The organism is Sphingobacterium siyangense (genome assembly GCF_007830445.1).
Taxonomy (GTDB): domain Bacteria; phylum Bacteroidota; class Bacteroidia; order Sphingobacteriales; family Sphingobacteriaceae; genus Sphingobacterium; species Sphingobacterium siyangense.
In genome coordinates, this window is record NZ_VLKR01000004.1 from 166,160 (window position 1) to 187,266 (window position 21,107).

A 21,107-nucleotide genomic window follows, 5' to 3' on the forward strand; every position below is an offset into this window, starting at 1 on the left:
TTTGGTTTATTGACTTTGCATGTCTTTCTTTTTATAAAAAACAGCAAAAGTGGATTAGATTGTCTATTAAATTTAAAAAACAAAATCTTATTAACGAAACTAATATGATTTTTTAATCCAAAATTCACAGAAACGTTACATGCTTAAAACAGGGAATGGAAATGCCGGACACAGCAGTCCCGATCTTCAGGTAGGACACCTAAAAACGGTAGTGAACACAGGGATTTAAAGTGGATTTATATCCCTGTACGAATAATATCTAGGAAATTTTATTTTCAGGCGAGCCGAGTACGATCAATGTAGAGGCTCCGAATGGGACTTAAAAAAAAGAGCCTAAAACTGTAAGCTGGCATTTAGGCAAAATTGCCGTCCATTATAGGTTGGTAATACCACATAACTCTTTTTTGAATTCTGCAATCGACTGTCTACCAGCGGTAGCAACCAATAGGCGATTTTAGTACTTAAGATCCCGACCCCAGCTCCCATAGCGATATCCGAGAACCAGTGCTTATCATTGTGCATCCGCAGATAACCGGTACCCGCGGCAACAGCATACCCCGCTATTCCGTACCAAATTGACTCCTGTCTGTATTCCTGCCAAAGTAATTCCGCACCAACAAATGCAGTGGCAGCATGCCCTGAAGGAAAGGAATTGTTCGCTGAACTATCGGGTCGCCAAACAGGTATAGTAGATTTCATAATTCTCACGGTTGAAGTCATGATAATATTGGAAACCGCCGTTGTGAACAGGCGTTGTTTAAGGTTATGTTTCGCAGGTACCCCGACCGCATCCAGCACAAAAACTCCGGCAGTTCCAGCAAAACGTGTGAAATCGTCCAACTTAATTTTTTGATTGTTCCTTCTCGAAACGCCGTCTCTAATGTCTTCATCTATCCCTTTTAAAAAGGGATTCCCTTTGGCAACGATACCATAGGTGATCAATCCTACAGGAACAGCCAGTTCTTTGTAAGGAATTTTCTTAAAAAAATGAGATCTGCTGCTCGAATCCGAAGGTTGTTCCGACAAGATCTGCGCAAATGAGGTAACCGGCATTACAAAAAGTAAAACCAGTAGCCAATAAAAAACAATCTGTTTCCAGTAATCGATCATTTTAGCCTTAAAAAATTTTATAATGCGCAAAGATAATATTTATAAACTACCTCTTTGACAGTATTAATCCATACAGCACGGCAATATTGGGCATCAATCTCCATTTTATCATTAAACAAAGGAAAAGTAACGAAAGTCCGCTGTTTTAGCTTTTAAATAGACGGCGGACTTTCGCTTCAACATATATAAATGATCAAAATCCTATCGTAACACCATTGGCAATGATCGCATCTTTTTTCACAACAACGATGCCGTCACAGATCATATGCGTATCAAAATCGCCATCATTCAAGCCCGGTCCACCAATGATACGAACGTCATCTCCAATACGGCAGTTCTTATCCAAAATAGCATTTTCAATATAACAACGTTTACCCACGCCTACCGGTGGTGGCTTTTGTGTATTTCCCAATTCCAATACTTCTTCCAATTGCTCATAGTAATCTGTTCCCATCATGTAGGTCGATTTAATAACCGTCCCTTCACCAATACGGGAACGTATCCCAATAACAGACCTCTCCAGTTTATCTCCATTTAAAATACATCCATCGGCAATTACCGTATTATTCAAGGTTGTCCCCGAAATTTTCGAAGGTGGAAGCATCCGCGCACGTGTATACACGGTTTCATTAAACAGGTTGAAATCCGGAATGTCATCCGTTAATCCGATATTGGCATCAAAAAAGGATTTGATGGTTCCGATATCGGTCCAATAACCATCAAATTGATAACTTAACACGCGAAGTGCTTCAATGGCATCCGGTATAATTTCCTTGCCAAAATCCATCCCGGGGTTGGCAATTAAAAGGTTGCGCAAGATGTTTTTTGAGAAAACATAAATCCCCATGGATGCCAGATAATGTCTTCCCTGCTTATGCAAAACCTCGGAGACCTCTGAGGTCCAATTTAATACTTCATCCTTATCGGGCTTTTCAACAAAAGCGGTAATTTCATTTGCTTCATTCGCTTTTAAAATACCAAATCCTGTAGCATCCTTACCATTGACTGGTATAGTCGCAATGGTAACATCCCCCCCATTTTCAACATGGAAGTCAATCAGCTTCGAATAATCCATTTGGTATAACTGATCACCAGACAAGACAAGAATGTAGTCGTAATCTACATTCAGGAGATGTTTCTGCGTTCGCCTAACGGCATCAGCCGTACCCTCAAACCAACGATCGCCCTCATTGGTCTGCTCAGCAGCCAAGATGTCAACAAAGCCCTTACTGAAAATGCTGAAATTGTAAGAATTTTTGATGTGTGTGTTCAAAGAGGCTGAATTGAACTGCGTCAGTACGAAGATCTTATTATAGCCAGAATTCAAACAGTTCGAAATCGGAATATCGACCAAACGATATTTTCCAGCTATTGGAACCGCTGGTTTCGACCGTTGCTGTGTCAATGGGAAAAGGCGCGACCCTCGACCTCCTCCCAATACAAGGGAAACTACTTTGTGTATCATACCTCAATCCATTAATTGGTTATAAAATTGTTATCTTCAAGAACAAGGACCTGATCAGGTTTAGTCTCGAGATTCTTTAAATTCAGGTTTAAGAATCCTTATTAAATTAGCAATTTTCCGGATAAGAAGCAAACAACAATTTTAATCAATGATTCTTTTCACAAAAAAGTAATTCTAGAAAAACGAGCAGAAACATGCTTAATTTTAACCGATTAAAAGGCGATGATGACAAGTCCGTGTCTCCCATAGGTTTAATATCCAAATAGACCACTGAATAAAAAAAGGCCGTAGATATAGCCAACAAGTAATAGGTTAACACCTATTTGCGGATATTTCTTTTGGGTAAATAACCATAGGATCTCAATAAAGGCATAAATGGACAACGGTGCTGCAAGACTGACGGTCATAAAATAGAGTAAATATCCAGCCCCCAAAGCATCATTTTGTTGTTTAAGAATCAAATATGGGACAAGAAGTAGCAGAAAGGCGATACAGACTACAGAAAATCGAATAAAAAAATGTCGTTTTAGTTTTCGATCCCCTTTAAGAGGTTTATACATAAACAGTGTTGAGCCCGATATATAGAGTGATAACAACAAATAACCGATATAGTGATGCGCGCTCTCCAAACCATTCCAATCTTGATTAGCGTAGGCAAGACCAACAATTAGAAATAAAACAATAAATAAAACTACTTTAATATAATTCATCTAAAAACATGAGGGGATTATCCCTACTAGAGTAATTGAACGCTATAAATTTTAATATCGTATGGAATACAAGTGAATTTCAAGATTTCTCTCCAATACGATGTCTTACCAATCAACTTTGACCACGATAGTGCAAATCAACTAAATAAAATCAACTTCCGAGCGGGTAGCTAAAAGCAATTTTCAGCAAAGAGAAGCACCCTATTGACCTAATATTTATGTAAATTGCTAAAGCATATAGAACAAAACAGCTATGAATTCTTCATTATTGGATGAAAATTATTGGGATGAACGTTATAAGAACAAAGCAACAGGCTGGGATATTGGCTATGCCTCTCCTGCTATTATCAATTATGCAGCGGAGTCTATTGCCAAAGATGCATCTATTCTAATTCCCGGTTGTGGAAATGCCTATGAAGCAAAGACTCTACTTGACATGGGGTTCCATCAAATTACCTTACTTGACATCGCTCCGACCCTCGTTGCAAAGGTAAGAAAGGAGTTCGCCAATAGCCCTCAGATCCAGATTGTATGTCAAGATTTCTTCCAGCACAAGGGTCAGTACGACTATATAATTGAGCAAACATTTTTTTGTGCACTGGATCCTTCATTACGTCCCAGCTATGTACAACAAATGCATACTTTGCTCAAGCCTCAGAGTATACTGATGGGCTTATTGTTTAAACGGGAATTTGCGCAACAAGGACCACCTTTCGGTGGAGATCAAACGGAATATCAACAATTATTCGCATCGCAATTTGACATTTTACAGCTGACAGATTCAACCAACAGTATTCCTCAAAGACAGGGAAATGAACTGTTTTTTGAGCTGCGCAAAAAAGAGTCTACTTGCCCGGCATGACCCGATAGGTTGGATCTTCCATGATATTGACCTTCACAATGCCCGCCGCATTTTTTAACAAAGAGCGACAATCTTCACTGAGGTGCCACAATTCTATTTTTTTTCCTTGTGCAGCGTAGCGTTCGGTAATTTTGTTGAGTGCATCCACTGCGGACATATCCACCACACGACTTTCCTTAAAATCTAAAATCACGCGCTCGGGATCTTCCAAAACATCAAATTTATCCAAAAAATTAGCTGTTGAACCAAAGAAAAGAGGTCCATAGATTTCATAATGCTTGATGCCCTCGGCATCCAAATATTTTCTTGCCCGAATGCGCTTCGCATTATCCCAGGCAAATACAAGTGCGGATACCACTACACCAATCAGCACCGCAAGTGCCAAATTATGTAAAACCACGGTAATTCCGGCGACAATAATCCCAACGAAAATATCTGATTTGGGAAATTTATTGACAATCCGTAAGCTCACCCATTGGAAGGTTCCAATGGCCACCATCATCATCACACCGACCAGCGCGGCCATGGGTATCTGCTCAATAAAAGGAGCACCTACCAAAATAATCACTAAGATGGTCATCGCTCCAATAAAAGAAGAAAGTCGCGTACGCGCACCAGCATTTAAATTGACCAGTGTTTGAGCAACCATGGCACAGCCACCCATTCCTCCAAAAAATCCATTGATTGTATTGGCTATCCCCTGCGCCATGGATTCGCGGTTTGCATTTCCTTTACTCGCCGTTATTTCGTCCACCATGTTCAGTGTCAGAAGCGATTCCACCAACCCTACTCCAGCCATCACCAAAGAATACGGAAAAATCAGTTGCAATGTTTCCCAGCTCAGGGGTACATTAGGTAAATGTAGATGGGGTAATGTCCCACTAACAGAGGCAATATCTACTACTTTTTTGGTATCAATACCTAAAAAAGAAACTAGACCAAATACAACTAAAATAGCGACTAAAGAGGCTGGAACAGCCTTCGTTATCCGAGGAAATCCAATCACAATCAACATCGTCAGCAGAGTCAGTCCCCCCATGATGTATAAGGTACTTCCCGACATCCACTCCGCTCCCTGTCCGGTATTCACCTTAAATTGGACTACTTGAGCCATAAAAATGATAATGGCCAGTCCGTTCAAAAAACCGTACATAACGGGCTGCGGAATTAAGCGTACAAATTTCCCCCATTTAAAAAGCCCGACTAAAAATTGCAGGAGCCCCGCAAAGACGACAGCAGCAAACAGGTAATCAATACCGTGACTTGCCGCCAGGGCCATCAATACAACCACTGTTGCGCCAGCACCTCCGGAAACCATCCCTGGTCTACCGCCCAAAATGGAGGTCACCAAACCCATTAAAAATGCTGCATAAAGTCCCGTCAACGGTGGTAGCCCAGCTAAAATTGCAAATGAGAGTGATTCCGGAATCATTGTCATTGCGACCGTTAATCCTGCAAACAACTCATTCTTAAGATTAGTCGATTTTATATTGAATATTTCAAAGGTATTGTTCATTTTTAATTTACTTGAACGGGATAATTGCCGCAAAGGTACTAATCACACAAACACTTTTCCCCAATATTTGTTATTCTTTACAAATTTTATCGCAAAACAGTATGTTCATTTCGATCAAACAACGCATTAACCAACGTTATTATAGTCTCTTAATATGTATCATTTTGTTGCTTGTCCAGCTCGTGAGTATAGGGCCTAGTAAGGCTACATTCCTACCAGCTAGAGACTCCTTAGTTACTTCAGATAGCCTATTTCGAGCGAAACCTATCGAAAAATATCCCATGTACCACGATGAGCAACCACGACTTTGGAACAATCATCTTATCAACGTGAAACAAACAGACAGTCTATTCGATTACCAAAAAAAGAACTTCTTAAGGGCGGGAATTGAGTGGTTTTCCATCCAAGCTATTCCTGCATCGGTTAATTACTTCATTCGAAAAGATCCTGTTTCCCATATTTCCTTTAAAAACTTCTTTAGTCATTTAAAACTGTCAGCCTGGACCTGGGACGACAATCTTTTTGCAACAAATCAAATAGCGCATCCTTATCACGGTCAGTTTTATTTTAATTCGTTCCGATCCAACAACTACAGTTTTCTACAATCGACAGCAGCAACCGTAGCTGGTAGCTATATCTGGGAAACTGCAGGTGAAACAGAACCACCATCCATCAATGATATCATCAACACAAGTTTTGGCGGTACTATTTTAGGTGAAATGACCCATAGACTATCGCATCATATTCTTTCGCGCCCAAGCCTGACCAAAGGACAACGCAATAAAAAAGAACTATTGGCCATGTTGATCAATCCGATAAACGGGCTCAACCGTCTGCTCGACGGGCGCTGGGGAGATAAGGTAAAAGGTGCGGTGGTCGACAGTTCTTTAGTACACACTGAAGTTGAATTGGGGCTAAGACGGTTTGATGCCAAAGAACATGACATCTTGAATAAAGGAAAGAATGACATCTATGCTCGTATCAAACTGATTTACACCAACGATGATCTAGACAAAAAGAAACCCTTTGATGATTTCTTCCTCAACTTGGAACTTGGATCAGATGATAGTTCCATCGTCAATGCGGTCAATGTGTATGCCTCGTTATACGGTAACCGTATTTTATCCAATTTAACAGGACGTCATCGTGGTATCGTGTCTGCGCATTTCGACTTTCTACGCAATGAAGCTTTTTATTACGGATCACAGAGCATCAATTACAATGTTTTTTCAAACTTCAATATTGGTAGCCGTACCAAGCTGACAACCATCCTTGGTGGTGGTCCAGTGGTATTGGCTGCTGTACCTGATCCTTATCTCCATTTTGGTGAAAGTCGCACTTACGATTATGGCCCCGGGGCAGATGTTAGGGCTTCAGCCACATTGAGCACATTAAACCGCTTTAAATTTGGTATAGATTATCGTGGCGGATATTTTGTCACAATCAGTGGCAACAAATCCCACCATTTTCTACACGCGGTATCCACGAGTGCTTCAATGCGTATCTGGAAAAATTTCGGTGTCAACCTTTACTCCGGTTACTTTAGATTGGAAGGTCATTATCAAGACCATAACAATGTCAACAAAGACTATCCTTTTGTCCGGATAGCACTAGCCTACAATTCTGAATACTAGCGATAAAAAAAGGCTTAACTAAATAAGTTAAGCCTTTTTGATTAATTTGTCCAATATTTCTTTAACGCTTCCTTCAAACGCGGATCATAACCATATATATCCGGATACGTAACGATTTTTCCTTCGTCATCCAACCAGGTTGTATAGTAGGTGATATAAACTGGCATCTGCCGTTTCAGTGTTACCCAACGTGATTTTGAGATCGAATCTGTGGTAATTTCTTTTGCAATTTTTTCGGCCTGTTTTTCATTATTGACAAGGTAAGACGCCAAATCAACGGGTTTTTCAACACGCACACAACCATGGCTCACAGCGCGATTGCTCTGCCCAAACATTTGTTTTGCAGGCGTATCGTGCAAATAAATGGAATAGGGGTTCTCAAACAAAAACTTCACATTCCCCAATGAATTATCCGAACCAGGATTTTGTTTAAAACGAAAATTCTCCACAGAATCCGAATTCCAGTTGACCGTTGCAGGGTCCACTTGTTTACCTTTGTAATAGGCTACCATATTACGCGAGGCCAGATAGTTTGGATTATTTCGAACGCTTGACAATAACTCTTTCTTGACAATACTGCTTGGAATATTCCATACAGGATTTACTTGCATGGCATCCAACACCCCCTGCATGACAGGCGTCTCGTGGTTCTCACCTTTTCGCGTATAAGCCGGATTATCAGTTTCACCTACACACACATTCATCAGTTGACTTGTCTTCCCTTCTTCCATAATATGTAACCGTTGTTCAGGTATGTTCACAAATACATATTTCTCCGGAAAAGCATCTCCCATCCAGCGCAATTTTTCCAATACCATTAACACCTGGCTACGTTGTGCACTGTTTAGGTTCCCATTTTCCAATAAATCCTGAAACCTGGTGTAATACTGATTTTTAGGTTGGATATCGGTCAACACAGTTCCAATTTTTACACTATCCAGCATTTGTACAACTTTGCCATAGCTCATACGCTTTTGAGGAACGAAATATCTTCCATAAAGGCGTTTGGGGTTGACCACACCATATTTTATGCTGCTGATATAAGCCACGAGCCCATCAGTACTCAATAAGTCAAGTTTGGCCAATAATGGATAAACTTCAGCAACATCTTTGCTTTTCAGTTTTCGAAGCGAAGATAATGTTTCCTTAATCGCAGCTGTATGGAAATAACTAGCTCGAATACCATGTGCATCACTCCGCTCAAAGTAAGTTAACATGGTGTCTATACTACCATCAAAAAGGTGTTCGGCAATTAAAGTCATCCCTTCAGTAGAATCCGATAATTCCTTCATCCAGCTTGGATTAACCAATTGAGATTTTTCCTTGCCATACACTTCACGGAAGACTTTTACATACGCTGCAGTGTCAAAATCCTTATAGGACTTATTCTCAAACTCTTTCGCCAACACATCACCATAAGTCGGAGGATTATCCTTACAAGAAAAAAATACTACTGAAACAAATGAAATAAAAACTAAAAAACGTAACATATTACAAATCGTGAAAAAGAAATGGCTTCGCAATAATGAAGCCATTTTCTAAGGACAAAGATAAATAATTCTTATTGTCTAAAGAATCTTACCTGTCATTGAATCACTACAGAATCAATCACTGTATTTTTTCAGGAAATCTTCCAGCAATTCCACCATATCGGTATTGCCCAAAAAAGCTGCTGATCGCTGGTGCAAAGTTTTTGGCTCAATATCGAGTATGCGCTGCGATCCATTCGAAGCTTTACCCCCTGCCTGCTCAATGATGAAGGCAATTGGATTGCACTCATACATCAATCTTAGCTTACCATTAGGGTGCGCAGAAGTCGTTGGATAAAGAAAGATACCCCCTTTGAGGAGATTACGGTGAATATCGGCCACCATTGAGCCGATATACCGTGACGCATAAGGACGTTGCGTTGCACTGTCCTCCATTTGGCAATATTTGATATATTGCTTAACGCCGTTTGGAAATTTGGAATAATTTCCTTCGTTAATCGAATAAATTTGACCCGAAGCCGGAATTTTCATATCAGGATGGGATAAACAAAACTCGCCGATCGAAGGATCCAATGTGAATCCGTTTACGCCCTTTCCTGTTGTGTACACCAACATGGTTGAACTACCATAGATTATATAACCTGCAGCGACCTGTTTCGTTCCATGCTGTAAAATATCATTGCTATTACAAGAAACACCCGTATCAGAAATTCGTCGATAAATGGAAAAAATCGTCCCCACAGATACGTTAACATCGATATTGCTTGAGCCATCCAGCGGGTCAATACACACAATATATTTCGCATTTTTGGAAACCCCTGATTGGATATACACTGGATTTTCATGTTCCTCTGAGGCAACTACACAGCATTCTCCCCCACTTTGAAGCGCTTTGATAAACTGCTCATCGGCATAAACATCCAGTTTCTTTTGTCCCTCGCCCTGCACATTGACCTGGCCTGCATCGCCTAAAATATCAACCAATCCCGCTTTATTAACCTCTCTATTTACAATTTTTGCTGCGATTCCAATATCGCGCAGTAGTCTAGAAAGCTCCCCTTTAGCATACGGAAAATCAGCCTGTTTTTCAATGATAAATTGACCTAGTGTAGTTATACCACTCATAATGTTGTTTTATTGGATATTTGTTGCACAAAGCTAAAAAAGTTAAACAAACTTTAGCAAATACATCCTTCTCATATTTAGCATTTTAGCAGACTAAATACGCAATCGATTGCGCTATGTTTTGAAATCTCTTCTTTGCTAAAACGATTATTAGCTATTAAAAAAATAATAAAAGGTTGAAAGCAGTGGATAAATTTCAAATAGCAACGATTAGAAAAAAAACAATAAATGCTAAGTATTTGGTAATTTTGGCTAAATATTCTGATACAATGCAACAACTTATACAACTCATCGAAAAGGAAAAATTAGGAAATCAATTGGCAAAACAGTACACGTTGATTATTGATGATAAACAGGTCGTTCACGGTGCCTTATTTGTAATCAAAACCACAAAAAAAACATTTAAATTGATGATCCCGGCGTCTTTTCACGAAGCAGTTCTGAAAGAACAAGTAACCATCAATACCTTGATCAAACATCCCCAAGTAATGCTACTGGCTTAATCAAAGGGAAATTCCCCTATCCTCATACCTATCCCCAGAGCAAACAAAACATCGCTCGATTGTGTTTATCATAGCGTAATTTCGCTGTTTTTTTTACACCATATTCCGTCTCCCGAAGACTATAAAGCTGGTTCGCCCTAGAAAATGAGAGCAAACCGGAAGCACATATTATCAACGGGAAATTTTACAAGAAAACCCGGTAAAAGTGTAAAAATCACCTCGATATAACGTTTAACTTTAGGCAACAAAGACAACGCTATGCAACACCACTATACACTTTCGGGAATGTCCTGTGATGGATGTAGGTCCACAATCGAACATGCATTGAATGAGCTTCCTGGGGTTCATGCCGAGGTAACTTTAAACCCGCCAAGCATGACAGTAACATCCCAGAAACACATTCCGTTACAGCAATTACAGGAAATAATATCAAAATTAGGCCCTTATCAGCTCAGCGAAATACATAAGCATCAGGATGACGTACAATCCGATCAACACTTTGTAGCACAAGCTTCGGAGAGATATGGCTGCCCCATGCATTGCGAAGGTGAAAAAACGTACAGCCAGCCAGGAAATTGTCCGATCTGTGGTATGCATTTGGTAAAGCTCGATGCAGAAACAGCAATTAAAAATAAGCTGCATACTGAGCATGCAGCAACCTCGCATATCCAACACGAACAGCAACACAATCATTCCGCTCAGTCAAATGCTACGGTACATCGATCACAGACAATATCTACACCTGACAAAGCACATGGTCATACGTCTGCTGATCAATACTATTGTCCGATGCATTGTGAGGGCGACAAATGCTATAACGAACCTGGAAACTGTCCGGTATGCGGCATGAATCTGGAAAAGGTACCCATGTTAAAGACAGACCTTCAATATACCTGTCCTATGCATCCTGAGATTGTACAAGATCATCCTGGAAATTGCCCTATATGCGGTATGGACCTTGTGCCTATAGCCAATGGGAATGATGAGGCCGACGATCACACTTATCGTGATCTACGCATGAAATTATGGGTCTCTATCCTATTTACGGTCCCGATCTTTATACTTTCCATGGGCGAAATGCTTCCCGGTAATCCAATAGGTAAAATCATTTCGCCGAGTTTGTCTGGCTGGGTTCAGCTGGCTTTATCCCTGCCGGTTGTTTTTTATACCTGCTGGTCTTTTTTTCAACGGGGCTGGGTATCTTTCAAAACCTGGCGCCTTAATATGTTTAGCCTGATTGCACTTGGTGCCGGAGCTGCGTTTGTCTATAGTTTGGTTGGCCTATTTTTTCCGCAGGTATTCCCTGCTGAATTAAAAAATCACCATGGCAACATTGCACTTTACTTCGAATCCGTTACCGTCATATTGACTTTGGTATTATTAGGCCAGGTGATGGAGGCCAAAGCACATTCCAAAACCAATTCGGCAATCAAAGAGCTGATCAAGCTGAGCCCTTCCGAAGCTACGCGCGTAGAAAATGGAATAGATAAAAAGATCGGCATAGATCAAATTCAACTCGGAGATATACTCAAAGTAAAACCCGGGGACAAAATCCCCGTTGACGGACAAATTACGGATGGCAACAGTAACATTGATGAATCCATGCTGACGGGTGAACCTATTCCGGTAGAAAAACAAGAAGGAGATCATGTTAGTTCGGGAACAATCAATGGCGACCGCAGTTTCCTCATGAAAGCAGAGCGTATCGGTTCGGACACACTTTTGGCTCAGATCATTCAACTCGTCAATGATGCGAGCAGAAGCAAGGCTCCCATTCAACGATTAACGGATAAAGTATCCGAGATATTTGTTCCGATTGTCATAATCATTGCAATTTTGACATTTCTTACCTGGTGGCTTTGGGTTCCTTCCGCTTCCTTAGCATTCGGCTTTGCCAATGCACTTGCCGTACTTATTGTCGCCTGCCCCTGTGCCTTGGGACTCGCTACACCGATGTCTGTCATGGTGGGTGTCGGCAAAGGGGCCAAACATGGGATCCTGATCAAAGATGCAAGTGCGCTGGAAAAAATGAACCATGTAGATGTGGTTCTAACAGACAAAACAGGTACCATCACCGAAGGAAAACCCACCGTTGATGATATTCAGCCAAACTCTTCCAGCAGCAAAGACGAGATATTATCTTTGGCTGCAGCTTTAAACGCCAATAGCACACATCCATTAGGTCATGCTATTATTGAAAGGGCAAAAAAGGAAAATAGTAAAACGGACCTTGCAGTTTCCGATTTTGAAAATGTTGCCGGGCAAGGAATCACGGGAAATATACCTGGACATAGCATAGCACTGGGCAATCAATTGTTGATGGAGTCTATCGGCATAACAATTCCTCATGATATGAAGCAGATGGCCGAAACTGCTCAATCCCATGGAAAGACGGTATCCTTCCTTGCAAAAGACAGTAGCTTATTGGGGTATTTTAGTATTTCAGATCAAATAAAAGCCTCTTCGAAGCGTGCAATCCAATATCTTATACAGCATAAAGTCGATGTCGTTATGCTGACGGGAGATAATATCCATACGGCAAGGGCTGTGGCGGATCAAGTTGGCATCAAGCATTTCAAAGCCAATGCCTTGCCCAAAGATAAATTGCAGGAAATTCACACGTTACAGCAAAAAGGACATGTGGTGGCTATGGCTGGTGATGGTATCAATGATGCCCCTGCCCTTGCTCAAGCCGATATCGGCATTGCCATGGGCACAGGTACCGATGTTGCCATACAAAGCGCTTCACTCACTTTGCTGAAAGGAGACCTTATCGGAATAGCCAAAGCAAAGGTACTGAGCCAAAAACTGCTCCGTAATATTAAGGAGAACCTGGGTTTTGCTTTCGTCTATAATATACTCGGGATTCCATTGGCTGCCGGACTTCTATATCCTTCTTTCGGAATTCTCCTGTCCCCGATGATTGCTGCCGCTGCGATGAGTTTCAGCTCCGTTTCGGTTATCTTGAATTCTTTACTCTTAAATCGTGCAAAGATCGATATCGATTAAAAACAGATATTCCCTATATTCGCTGTTAGAATAACGACATATAGTTTACAGTAACATGCGTAATATCTTTTTAATCTTGATAACGGTTATCATCACAGTTGTGTGTGTCAAAAATCCGCAATCGGTGCAGCTCAATTTTCTCGGGGAATCACAAGTGGCACTATGGAAGCTATTATTGGCCTTTTTTATTGCAGGAATTGTATTTGTATCCCTATTGAAAATCGAAAAAAAGAAACAGCGGACGTATGAAGAGGAAGAAATAGACGAATCGGAAGAAGAAAACAGCGACAGAAAGTCCCAATTATCGGATGAAGACCGGGAATTTCTGTCCTAAATAAAAAAATAAATCACTAAAAATGAAGCCCTAAACAGCCGTAGCGCAATTTTATCGCACAAATACTTGCGTGGAATAGGGATTAACCCTATCTTTGCATCACTTCAAACAAGGAACGGTAGTTCAAAAACAAAGAAGTAAGATTCCGTAGCTCAGCTGGTAGAGCAATACACTTTTAATGTATGGGTCCTGGGTTCGAATCCCAGCGGGATCACAAAAGAAAAGCTAATCGAAAGATTAGCTTTTCTTGTTTTAAAGCTATTAGGATTCGAAAGAAGGGTCGGCCGGGTTCGATCCAATGGAGGCTCAGGGCTGTGTTTGGGAAATGAGGGGCTGAGCCAATCCCAGCGGGATCACAAAAGAAAAGCTAATCGAAAGATTAGCTTTTCTTGTTTTAAAGCTATTAGGATTCGAAAGAAGGGTCGGCCGGGTTCGATCCAATGGAGGCTCAGGGCTGTGTTTGGGAAATGAGGGGCTGAGCCAATCCCAGCGGGATCACAAAAGAAAAGCTAATCGAAAGATTAGCTTTTCTTGTTTTAAGACTATTAGGATTCGAAAGAAGGGTCGGCCGGGTTCGATCCAATGGAGGCTCAGGGCTGTGTTTCAAGGATAAAGTGTATAACAGCCTCCATCCGTTGTACGGAACAATCAGTTTCAATTTCCAATTCATTGATTGCCGTTTCCAGTTTAGACAATGTTTCGTTGTAAAATTTAGCTATCATTACCTGCTGTTATTTTTCTTTCTTACCCCTTTCATTAGACTGTAATTACACGCTCTATTTTCTGCATATTCAATTTTATGTTCAGCTAGAAGCTGTACAATTATTTCGTTTGTTTCATCTTCATTAAGTCCTATTTTTTCCCCGAGGTCAATTTCATTAAGTTGACCGTCATTTTCTATTAATGCTCTGTAATATTTTTCTTTATTTTCCATAACTATATTTTTTTTGCACAGCTATCATCATGTGTGGACTAAAGGGTAAAAGATAGCTGTCATTTTCAGTAACTTGCATAAGTTCCATTAATGTTCTTCGTTTTTTGTTATTCAGCATATTGGCAAAGTATTTTTTATCCAACCATGCCATACCCTCAACCGCATAAGTATTTAGATAGATTAAGCCTTGATTTATAAATTCATCTTTTAGCTGTTGTGGCTTATGATAAAATGCTTCTGCTAAAAGCCAAGGGAAATCATCGGGCGGATTGTGCATCCCCCTTATTAATTCTTCTTTGCACATGTCAAAAAATGGCTTTTTGTGAATTAAGCCGTTTAAAAGACCAACCAGCGTTGATGCCGTATAATTGATGGCAAAACCCAAAATAATCCCATCACTCTTTAAAATACGTTTAGCTTCGCAAATGGCTAAATCTCTATCCTCCTTTTTTTGAAGATGATAAAGAGGGCCGTGCAGTATTATTAGGTCTGCATAATTATCTGGAAATTCCAATTTTCGAGCTTCTCCTAAATGTACAGAAAAACTGTTCTTTAATCTATTCGCTCTGTTTTGGGCTATTTGTATATGTTTTGCAACTGGCTCTACTAAATGAACTTGATGTCCTTTTTTAGCAAGCCATTCCGAATACTTTCCCGTACCACCACCAATGTCTATTATTTTTGAAGATGAAGTTGGTATATATTTTTCTACGAGTGATTTAATTCTTTCAAATTCAAATACGCCCATTCCTTTGTCAAGTCGAGTTTCTTCGGATGCTCTATTGTAAAATAGCTCGATATCTCTACTTATTAACTGTTTACTATTCATTTTTAGTCATCGTTTCACCACATTTTGAAATGTTGAATACACCGCAAAAGTGATAATGCAACCGATTTGATAATCGTTTGTTTTGTTTAAGATTAAGAAATAAGTCGATAGGATTATCTGTGCATTAAAAACCAAAAAATTTCAATGCATTAATCACTCTGTTTTAGAGTTGTCTTTCGAGTAAGACCAGATAATATGTTAGATATAGTATAACAGACCACAAAGATAGAAAATTTGGATTAATTTTTAACGTTGAATTGACACTAATATTCCCCGATTAAAAATCACTATTTTCATTGATTTTTTAACAGATCTAATTTGATAGTTTTGTTATGCACATTAAATAGCACAACGGATGAAAAATTTTGTTTTACTACTTTTAACCTTCTTAAGTATACCTACTCATGCCCAAGATAAATTAGCTTTAACGGATTTGGTGTATCCTGATTTAATTCCGACACTCATGCAGAACAGCTTATTTGGCTACTGTGACAAATCACTAAACGTTAAAATAAAGGCACTTTTTGAAAAAGCAGAACTATTCGAAGCTGATTACAATTTCCAACTTTTCCATGTAAATAATCCCGAGATCATTAAATATGGAACAGAAGACTATGCTTGGGTACTATTCAATGGCGAACGCTACCGTATCGATAAAAAGGGAACACGAGTATATAAATACAATGCCGCCGATTTTAAAACAGGTGAAACAACAATTTATCTGTACAAAAATTCAACTGTTTATTATAGCGACAGCATAGATCAAAACACACTCTTTCAACATATCAAAGACAACCAGAGCGGAAAACAAATATTTCCGGAAGAGCAATCCATTCAGGAATTTCGCATAAAAAATAAGGCGTTGATTGAGGAAGGAGTTAAATTGATTTTCCGCCCCAAAAGAAAAGAAATACCTTACGTAGATTTTACCAGTGAGCACACTTTGTTGAAGGGAATAAAAAATAGTGAGACCAATCAAATCATTGTAAAAGCAAAGTATGCAAATATTGAGGAGCTTTATAATAATCCATTACGTGAACAGCAGTATCCGCTGTTTATTGGCTATCGCGGTGACCTCGACAAGGAAATATATGTCGGTCTGAATGGAACCGAGTACTCCATCAAAGACTAGTGTAAAAATCTTTAGTTTCCAAGTTACAATCTGGTAAAGTACAATTGAAGCGATCATTTCACTAACTTTGTTAAATAGATAGATCGGTCATTTACAAAACAGTTACCTATTGATGATAGAAAAACTCCTCTTCGAAATGAATACTTATGCTGCGCTTAGCCCAGCTACGACAGAAATTTTGAAAACTATCTTTCAGGTGAAGCAGTTCAAAAAAAATGAACATATTCTACGTGCTGGAGAATATGCTAAGTACTATTATTTTATATGCAAAGGATTATTAGGTTATTATAAATCAAACGCTGATGGCAATATTATCTACAAAATGTTTTTTGAAGAAAATAGCTTTTGTGCTTCCACCGCCGCCATCATTGAAGAAACACCGAGCACCTTCAACATCATTGCGCTCGAAGATGTGGAGTTAATTCAATATTCAGCCAAGGCTTTCCGTGAGCTTGTCCGCACAAAGCATGATTTGGCGCTCTTTCAGATAGCCTACCTGGAAAAGAATTGGGTGGTCAAAAAAGAACCACTTGAAATCGAGCTCAAGTGGGAATCTGCAAAGGAACGTTATCTTGAACTTCATAAGAATCAGGTGCTTTTCAAACGCCTCAAGCAGCGTCATATCGCCTCCTATCTTGGTGTAACTCCCACGCAATTAAGTCGCATCCGTAAGGAATTAAAAGAATAATTCCATCAACATGTGTATACGTTTTTAAAGATTATACTGTTGAATTTTGCCTTATAGAGACAAAATTTTAAGCTATGAAAACAGTATGCACACTCCTATTTTCTGCCCTTAGCCTACCACTGGCTGCACAAAAAGTCGTTAAGACAAAAATCCATAGTGCCAAAATGGACAAAAACATTGAAACCATTATAATTACGCCCGACATGCAAGACGGGATCAATTATAAAACAGTTTATATTCTCCATGGTTATAGCGGCACCCCCACCCGTACCGTACAAGAAGACATTCCGGACTTAATCCAAAAAGCAAAAACATTTCAGACGATCTATGTACTACCAGATGGAAATTTCAATTCTTGGTACGTAGATAGTCCTATCGATCCACATGCACAATACACCACTTTTATAGGAAATGAACTAGTAAGTTACATCGATCATCACTACCCGACGCAACAAAACCGAAATGCGCGCGGAATACTGGGCTGGAGCATGGGTGGCTACGGAGCATTGCACATCGGCATAGCCTATCCACAAACATTTTCGATCGTCGGAAGTTCATGCGGTGCTCTTGATTTCGACCGCTTCGGACAAGCTTACCTGCAATATCAGGTAGACAAGGTATTGGGCGACTATAAAAATCTGAACGATGTAGACCGCATCTACAGCAACGAAGATAAAATGAAGCACAATAAACAACGCTATATCCTCGATTGTGGAACTGAAGACCTGCAAATGCTGGAAATGAACCGTACATTCCACAAGCATCTGACCGACAAAAATATCGAGCATCTTTACATCGAATCAAAAGGAGGACACGATACTGCTTATTGGAGCAAATCACTATCACAACAGTTGGCTTTATTTCAAAACTACTTTCAACATGAAGGACTATAAATCGACACTCTATGTTGCTGCAGGCGCATGTAGTTATGGACTGCTCGCAACAATTGTGAAATATGCAAACCATTTAGGGATACACACAAGTTTGTTGACCTTTCTGCAGTTTATGTTTGGTTTTCTCTTTTTGTTGTCCTTTAATCTGTTGTCAAAGCGTAATGCAGACGAACATAACACCATCAAATTTTCATCAAAAATTAAACTGATGGTCTGGGGCATTTCCCTTGGTCTAACAACAACACTTTACTATCTTTCCATCCAATATATCCCCGTATCCGCTGGAATTATTTTACTGATGCAATCCATTTGGGTAAGTTTGGTTGCAGAAGCAGTCCTGTTGAAAAAGTTTCCGTCAAAAGGCAAGATAACAGGAGTTACTATTGTTTTGCTCGGAACGACCTTAGCAACCAATCTCTTCCAAAACAATAATAATCTTGATTACAAAGGAATAATACTGGGTTTCGGAGCGGGAATAAGTTATGCGTTGGCAATTTATGCTTCAAGCACAGTGGAAAAAGACTTACCGAGTCCAGTACGTAGCCAATTCTTGGTCTTAGGCGGACTGCTGCTCATCGTAGCATTTTGGAACATTGATATTATTCGGTATATGCAACCTAATGCATTGCCCTGGGGATTATTGATTGCCATTTTTGGAACTATTCTTCCCCCCTTACTATTTACAAAAGGAATCCCAAAAACCGGAATAGCGATGGGAAATATTATTTCAAGTCTGGAGATCCCTGTTTCAACCTTATCTGCCATGTTGGTTCTACAGGAAGTTGTTTCAGGGTTCCAATGGTTTGGCATACTCCTGATTTTAATGGCTGTCATTATAATTAATGTTGGTAAGCCGTAGTAGTCAACCAATGATTAAATCTATTATATTGCCATAAGATCAGTCCCCATACTGGAACTATAGTTGCAGCCATGTGGAGCATTTCAAATATATTGGATGCTCCGCCTGCTTGGATCAGAAAGAACGAAAACAATAGGCTAATAGCGGCGGGCAATAAAACAAAGGATAGTGCCCGTGCAAGCCTACTGGTTCTGAATTGCTTATTTAGATTTAGAAAAATAGATATCGTACCAATCGCAATACAGAGTGCCACGAATGAAAGCAACAATTCTGTAAAAAAGGGCATGTAGCAACGTGCTCTTTTTGCAGCCTCATTATTTGCCTGAAGTATGGCTGTAAGGACAAAGGTCGTCAATACACTAAACCCTATAATTCGCAGGAAAATAAAACTTAGCTTCCTTTTCATCAGCACACTATTTTAAAATAAATAAAACCGCGAATAGGCCTGAACTTCTCGCTCCCTCCTATTTTCCTTTAATACATTTCGACCAGTTCCTGCGGAGAGCAGCAATCCCAAAACTGATTTCAACGCCGACCTTTTACAAGTTACAGCTGATAAATCCCTTTAACCATCAAGCTTTAAGTAAAAACAATAATCTTCTTTAAAGATGCGAATTAATCCGTTAAGATAAATGCCAAAGCAATATTGGACGTGGTATTGACGATATTGGTCGGTTGGAGCTTAATATTTGTCGACGTGCTGCACCTAATTATTTTTTTACTTTTTTTACTAAGGTTTATCCTCCCTGTTACGTATCTATCTAAAATTATATACCATGAGATTGACTGATGATATCAAACAACTAATCATAAAGTATATCGGCGACAACTTAACGTCCGATGAAAAGACCGATTTAAAGTTATGGTTGGATGAATCAGCAGAACATCGTGTTTTTTTTGAAGACCTCCTGGATAACCATGATTTGATAAACGACTTGAATCAATGGAGCGAGCTTCAGGCTTCAGATACAATGGATTGGAACGAAAGGTTAAAAGCAAAGACCCTAGAAACTATTCGGACCTCTGCCGTTAAACCATCTCCTATCAGAAATATAAAACACCTGCTTCCCTACGCAGCAGCTTTAATAAGCATAATCTTAGGAGGTTTGATGTATTTCATGGTTAGAAAACAAGTTGCACCGGTCAGTAATCGAATCGTCTTAAATGACGTAGAAGCACAGAGCAACCAGGCAGAAATACGGCTTTCGAACGGCAAAGTGCTCCAGGTATCGAGTCAGAAAGGAGCCTTGGTTTCAGGAGAAAATTTAACCTACGAAGACGGTACTATCCTTCAAAACGCCTCTTTAAAAGGAGATCTGATGGCCACGGTCAACACCCCTGCTGGCACGATGCTGCAACTCCAACTGGAAGATGGATCGGAGATTACGCTCAATGCAAAAACAACACTTAAATACCCGCTTCGTTTTGCAAACAACAAACGTGTTGTTGAAGTGGACGGTGAAGCCTATTTTAAAATTGCAAAAAATAAAAAGGTACCCTTCCATGTTCTTTCCAACGGGCAACAAATTGAAGTCACGGGCACTGAATTCAACGTAAATACCTATTCAAAATCCCAAAGTAGTACAACGCTTATAGAGGGGAGTATCAATCTATCGGCGCAAGGGCAAACGTTACAGCTCAAGCCCAATCAGCAAGCGCTCTTAGCTTCGGGTCAACTATCTAAAAAAGTGGTCGATCCCGCTAATTACATCGCATGGCTCGACAATAAATTCTATTTTAATGAAACGGACCTCCATACTGCTCTACAACTGATCGGCCAATGGTATGACCTGCAAATCATCTACACGCAACCGATAAAAGAAACACTTTTATATGGCGAAATTAAACGCACGAAAAGTCTCGCGGCAGTCCTAAAGATCCTGGAGCGTAGCCATATTAAATTTGACTTGATCCAAGAAAATGGAGTTCGTAAACTCTTTGTTTCAAACTAACCAATTATCCATGAAATAACCCAAAAACAACAATTATGAGAAAACCAACCTAACGAGACCAA

20 protein-coding genes and 1 tRNA gene are annotated in these 21,107 nt (G+C 39.8%); 11 read left to right on the forward strand and 10 right to left on the reverse strand.

The window, feature by feature from the left end; translation table 11 throughout:
* Positions 1 to 333: 333 nt before the first annotated feature.
* The 3 genes from IQ31_RS05970 to IQ31_RS05980 form a co-directional block, all read right to left on the reverse strand.
* On the reverse strand, positions 334 to 1,110 hold the full coding sequence (locus IQ31_RS05970) for a phosphatase PAP2 family protein (protein ID WP_145327433.1): 777 nt from the start codon (positions 1,108 to 1,110) through the stop codon (positions 334 to 336).
* Between the two features lie 193 nt (positions 1,111 to 1,303).
* Positions 1,304 to 2,575 (reverse strand): glucose-1-phosphate adenylyltransferase, encoded by a 1,272-nt coding sequence (locus IQ31_RS05975; RefSeq protein WP_145327434.1) that lies wholly within the window; start codon positions 2,573 to 2,575, stop codon positions 1,304 to 1,306.
* 251 nt (positions 2,576 to 2,826) lie between these two features.
* Entirely contained in the window at positions 2,827 to 3,285 is a 459-nt protein-coding gene (locus IQ31_RS05980; RefSeq protein WP_145327435.1) for a hypothetical protein, read from the reverse strand.
* Between the two features lie 253 nt (positions 3,286 to 3,538).
* Between IQ31_RS05980 and IQ31_RS05985 the strand changes: the two genes are divergently transcribed.
* Positions 3,539 to 4,147: a methyltransferase domain-containing protein gene (locus IQ31_RS05985; protein ID WP_145327436.1), complete on the forward strand. Its 609-nt coding sequence runs from the start codon at positions 3,539 to 3,541 to the stop codon at positions 4,145 to 4,147.
* Here the strand turns inward: IQ31_RS05985 and IQ31_RS05990 are convergent.
* Positions 4,131 to 5,663: a SulP family inorganic anion transporter gene (locus IQ31_RS05990; RefSeq protein ID WP_145327437.1), complete on the reverse strand. Its 1,533-nt coding sequence runs from the start codon at positions 5,661 to 5,663 to the stop codon at positions 4,131 to 4,133. The genes IQ31_RS05985 and IQ31_RS05990 overlap by 17 nt on opposite strands.
* Positions 5,664 to 5,764: 101 nt before the next feature.
* Here IQ31_RS05990 and IQ31_RS05995 point away from each other — a divergent pair, with 101 nt between their 5' ends.
* Positions 5,765 to 7,297, forward strand: coding sequence for a DUF3943 domain-containing protein (locus IQ31_RS05995; protein ID WP_145327438.1), 1,533 nt, complete (start codon positions 5,765 to 5,767; stop codon positions 7,295 to 7,297).
* Between the two features lie 41 nt (positions 7,298 to 7,338).
* On the opposite strand, the gene IQ31_RS06000 is transcribed toward IQ31_RS05995, so the two are convergent.
* Together IQ31_RS06000 and fbp are read right to left on the reverse strand one after the other, a co-directional pair.
* On the reverse strand, positions 7,339 to 8,787 hold the full coding sequence (locus tag IQ31_RS06000) for a L,D-transpeptidase family protein (protein WP_145327439.1): 1,449 nt from the start codon (positions 8,785 to 8,787) through the stop codon (positions 7,339 to 7,341).
* 114 nt (positions 8,788 to 8,901) lie between these two features.
* Positions 8,902 to 9,912, reverse strand: coding sequence for a class 1 fructose-bisphosphatase (fbp, locus tag IQ31_RS06005; protein ID WP_145327440.1), 1,011 nt, complete (start codon positions 9,910 to 9,912; stop codon positions 8,902 to 8,904).
* A gap of 269 nt (positions 9,913 to 10,181) precedes the next feature.
* On the opposite strand from fbp, the gene IQ31_RS06010 reads away from it, so the two are divergent.
* From IQ31_RS06010 to IQ31_RS06025, 4 genes are all read left to right on the forward strand, one after another.
* The gene (locus IQ31_RS06010) at positions 10,182 to 10,415 is read left to right on the forward strand and encodes a hypothetical protein (protein WP_145327441.1); all 234 of its coding nucleotides are present in this window, start codon (positions 10,182 to 10,184) and stop codon (positions 10,413 to 10,415) included.
* Between the two features lie 258 nt (positions 10,416 to 10,673).
* Positions 10,674 to 13,424 (forward strand): heavy metal translocating P-type ATPase, encoded by a 2,751-nt coding sequence (locus IQ31_RS06015; protein ID WP_145327442.1) that lies wholly within the window; start codon positions 10,674 to 10,676, stop codon positions 13,422 to 13,424.
* 55 nt (positions 13,425 to 13,479) lie between these two features.
* Positions 13,480 to 13,758, forward strand: coding sequence for a lipopolysaccharide assembly protein LapA domain-containing protein (locus IQ31_RS06020; protein WP_145327443.1), 279 nt, complete (start codon positions 13,480 to 13,482; stop codon positions 13,756 to 13,758).
* Positions 13,759 to 13,899: 141 nt separating this feature from the next.
* A tRNA-Lys gene (locus IQ31_RS06025) sits at positions 13,900 to 13,972 on the forward strand.
* Between the two features lie 376 nt (positions 13,973 to 14,348).
* Here IQ31_RS06025 and IQ31_RS28055 read toward each other — a convergent pair.
* The 3 genes from IQ31_RS28055 to IQ31_RS06035 are packed head-to-tail and all read right to left on the reverse strand — an operon-like array spanning position 14,349 to position 15,521.
* Positions 14,349 to 14,480, reverse strand: coding sequence for a hypothetical protein (locus IQ31_RS28055; protein ID WP_280176845.1), 132 nt, complete (start codon positions 14,478 to 14,480; stop codon positions 14,349 to 14,351).
* Positions 14,480 to 14,692: a hypothetical protein gene (locus IQ31_RS06030; RefSeq protein ID WP_145327444.1), complete on the reverse strand. Its 213-nt coding sequence runs from the start codon at positions 14,690 to 14,692 to the stop codon at positions 14,480 to 14,482. The genes IQ31_RS28055 and IQ31_RS06030 overlap by 1 nt, the downstream gene beginning before the upstream one ends.
* Positions 14,682 to 15,521 (reverse strand): class I SAM-dependent methyltransferase, encoded by an 840-nt coding sequence (locus IQ31_RS06035; RefSeq protein WP_145327445.1) that lies wholly within the window; start codon positions 15,519 to 15,521, stop codon positions 14,682 to 14,684. Before IQ31_RS06035 ends, IQ31_RS06030 begins: the two co-directional genes overlap by 11 nt.
* 355 nt (positions 15,522 to 15,876) lie before the next feature.
* On the opposite strand from IQ31_RS06035, the gene IQ31_RS06040 reads away from it, so the two are divergent.
* From IQ31_RS06040 to IQ31_RS06055, 4 genes are all read left to right on the forward strand, one after another.
* A complete protein-coding gene (locus IQ31_RS06040; protein WP_145327446.1) occupies positions 15,877 to 16,653 on the forward strand; it encodes a hypothetical protein in 777 nt (258 codons plus the stop codon).
* A 112-nt stretch (positions 16,654 to 16,765) separates the two neighbouring features.
* The gene (locus tag IQ31_RS06045; RefSeq protein WP_167512257.1) at positions 16,766 to 17,341 is read left to right on the forward strand and encodes a Crp/Fnr family transcriptional regulator; all 576 of its coding nucleotides are present in this window, start codon (positions 16,766 to 16,768) and stop codon (positions 17,339 to 17,341) included.
* Between the two features lie 74 nt (positions 17,342 to 17,415).
* On the forward strand, positions 17,416 to 18,234 hold the full coding sequence (locus tag IQ31_RS06050; RefSeq protein WP_088161086.1) for an alpha/beta hydrolase: 819 nt from the start codon (positions 17,416 to 17,418) through the stop codon (positions 18,232 to 18,234).
* A complete protein-coding gene (locus tag IQ31_RS06055) occupies positions 18,221 to 19,093 on the forward strand; it encodes an EamA family transporter (RefSeq protein ID WP_145327447.1) in 873 nt (290 codons plus the stop codon). The genes IQ31_RS06050 and IQ31_RS06055 overlap by 14 nt, the downstream gene beginning before the upstream one ends.
* Here the strand turns inward: IQ31_RS06055 and IQ31_RS06060 are convergent.
* Positions 19,074 to 19,499 (reverse strand): hypothetical protein, encoded by a 426-nt coding sequence (locus IQ31_RS06060; protein WP_088161084.1) that lies wholly within the window; start codon positions 19,497 to 19,499, stop codon positions 19,074 to 19,076. The genes IQ31_RS06055 and IQ31_RS06060 overlap by 20 nt on opposite strands.
* A gap of 370 nt (positions 19,500 to 19,869) precedes the next feature.
* Here IQ31_RS06060 and IQ31_RS06065 point away from each other — a divergent pair, with 370 nt between their 5' ends.
* Positions 19,870 to 21,045 (forward strand): FecR family protein, encoded by a 1,176-nt coding sequence (locus tag IQ31_RS06065; RefSeq protein WP_145327448.1) that lies wholly within the window; start codon positions 19,870 to 19,872, stop codon positions 21,043 to 21,045.
* The last annotated feature ends 62 nt before the right edge of the window (positions 21,046 to 21,107 follow it).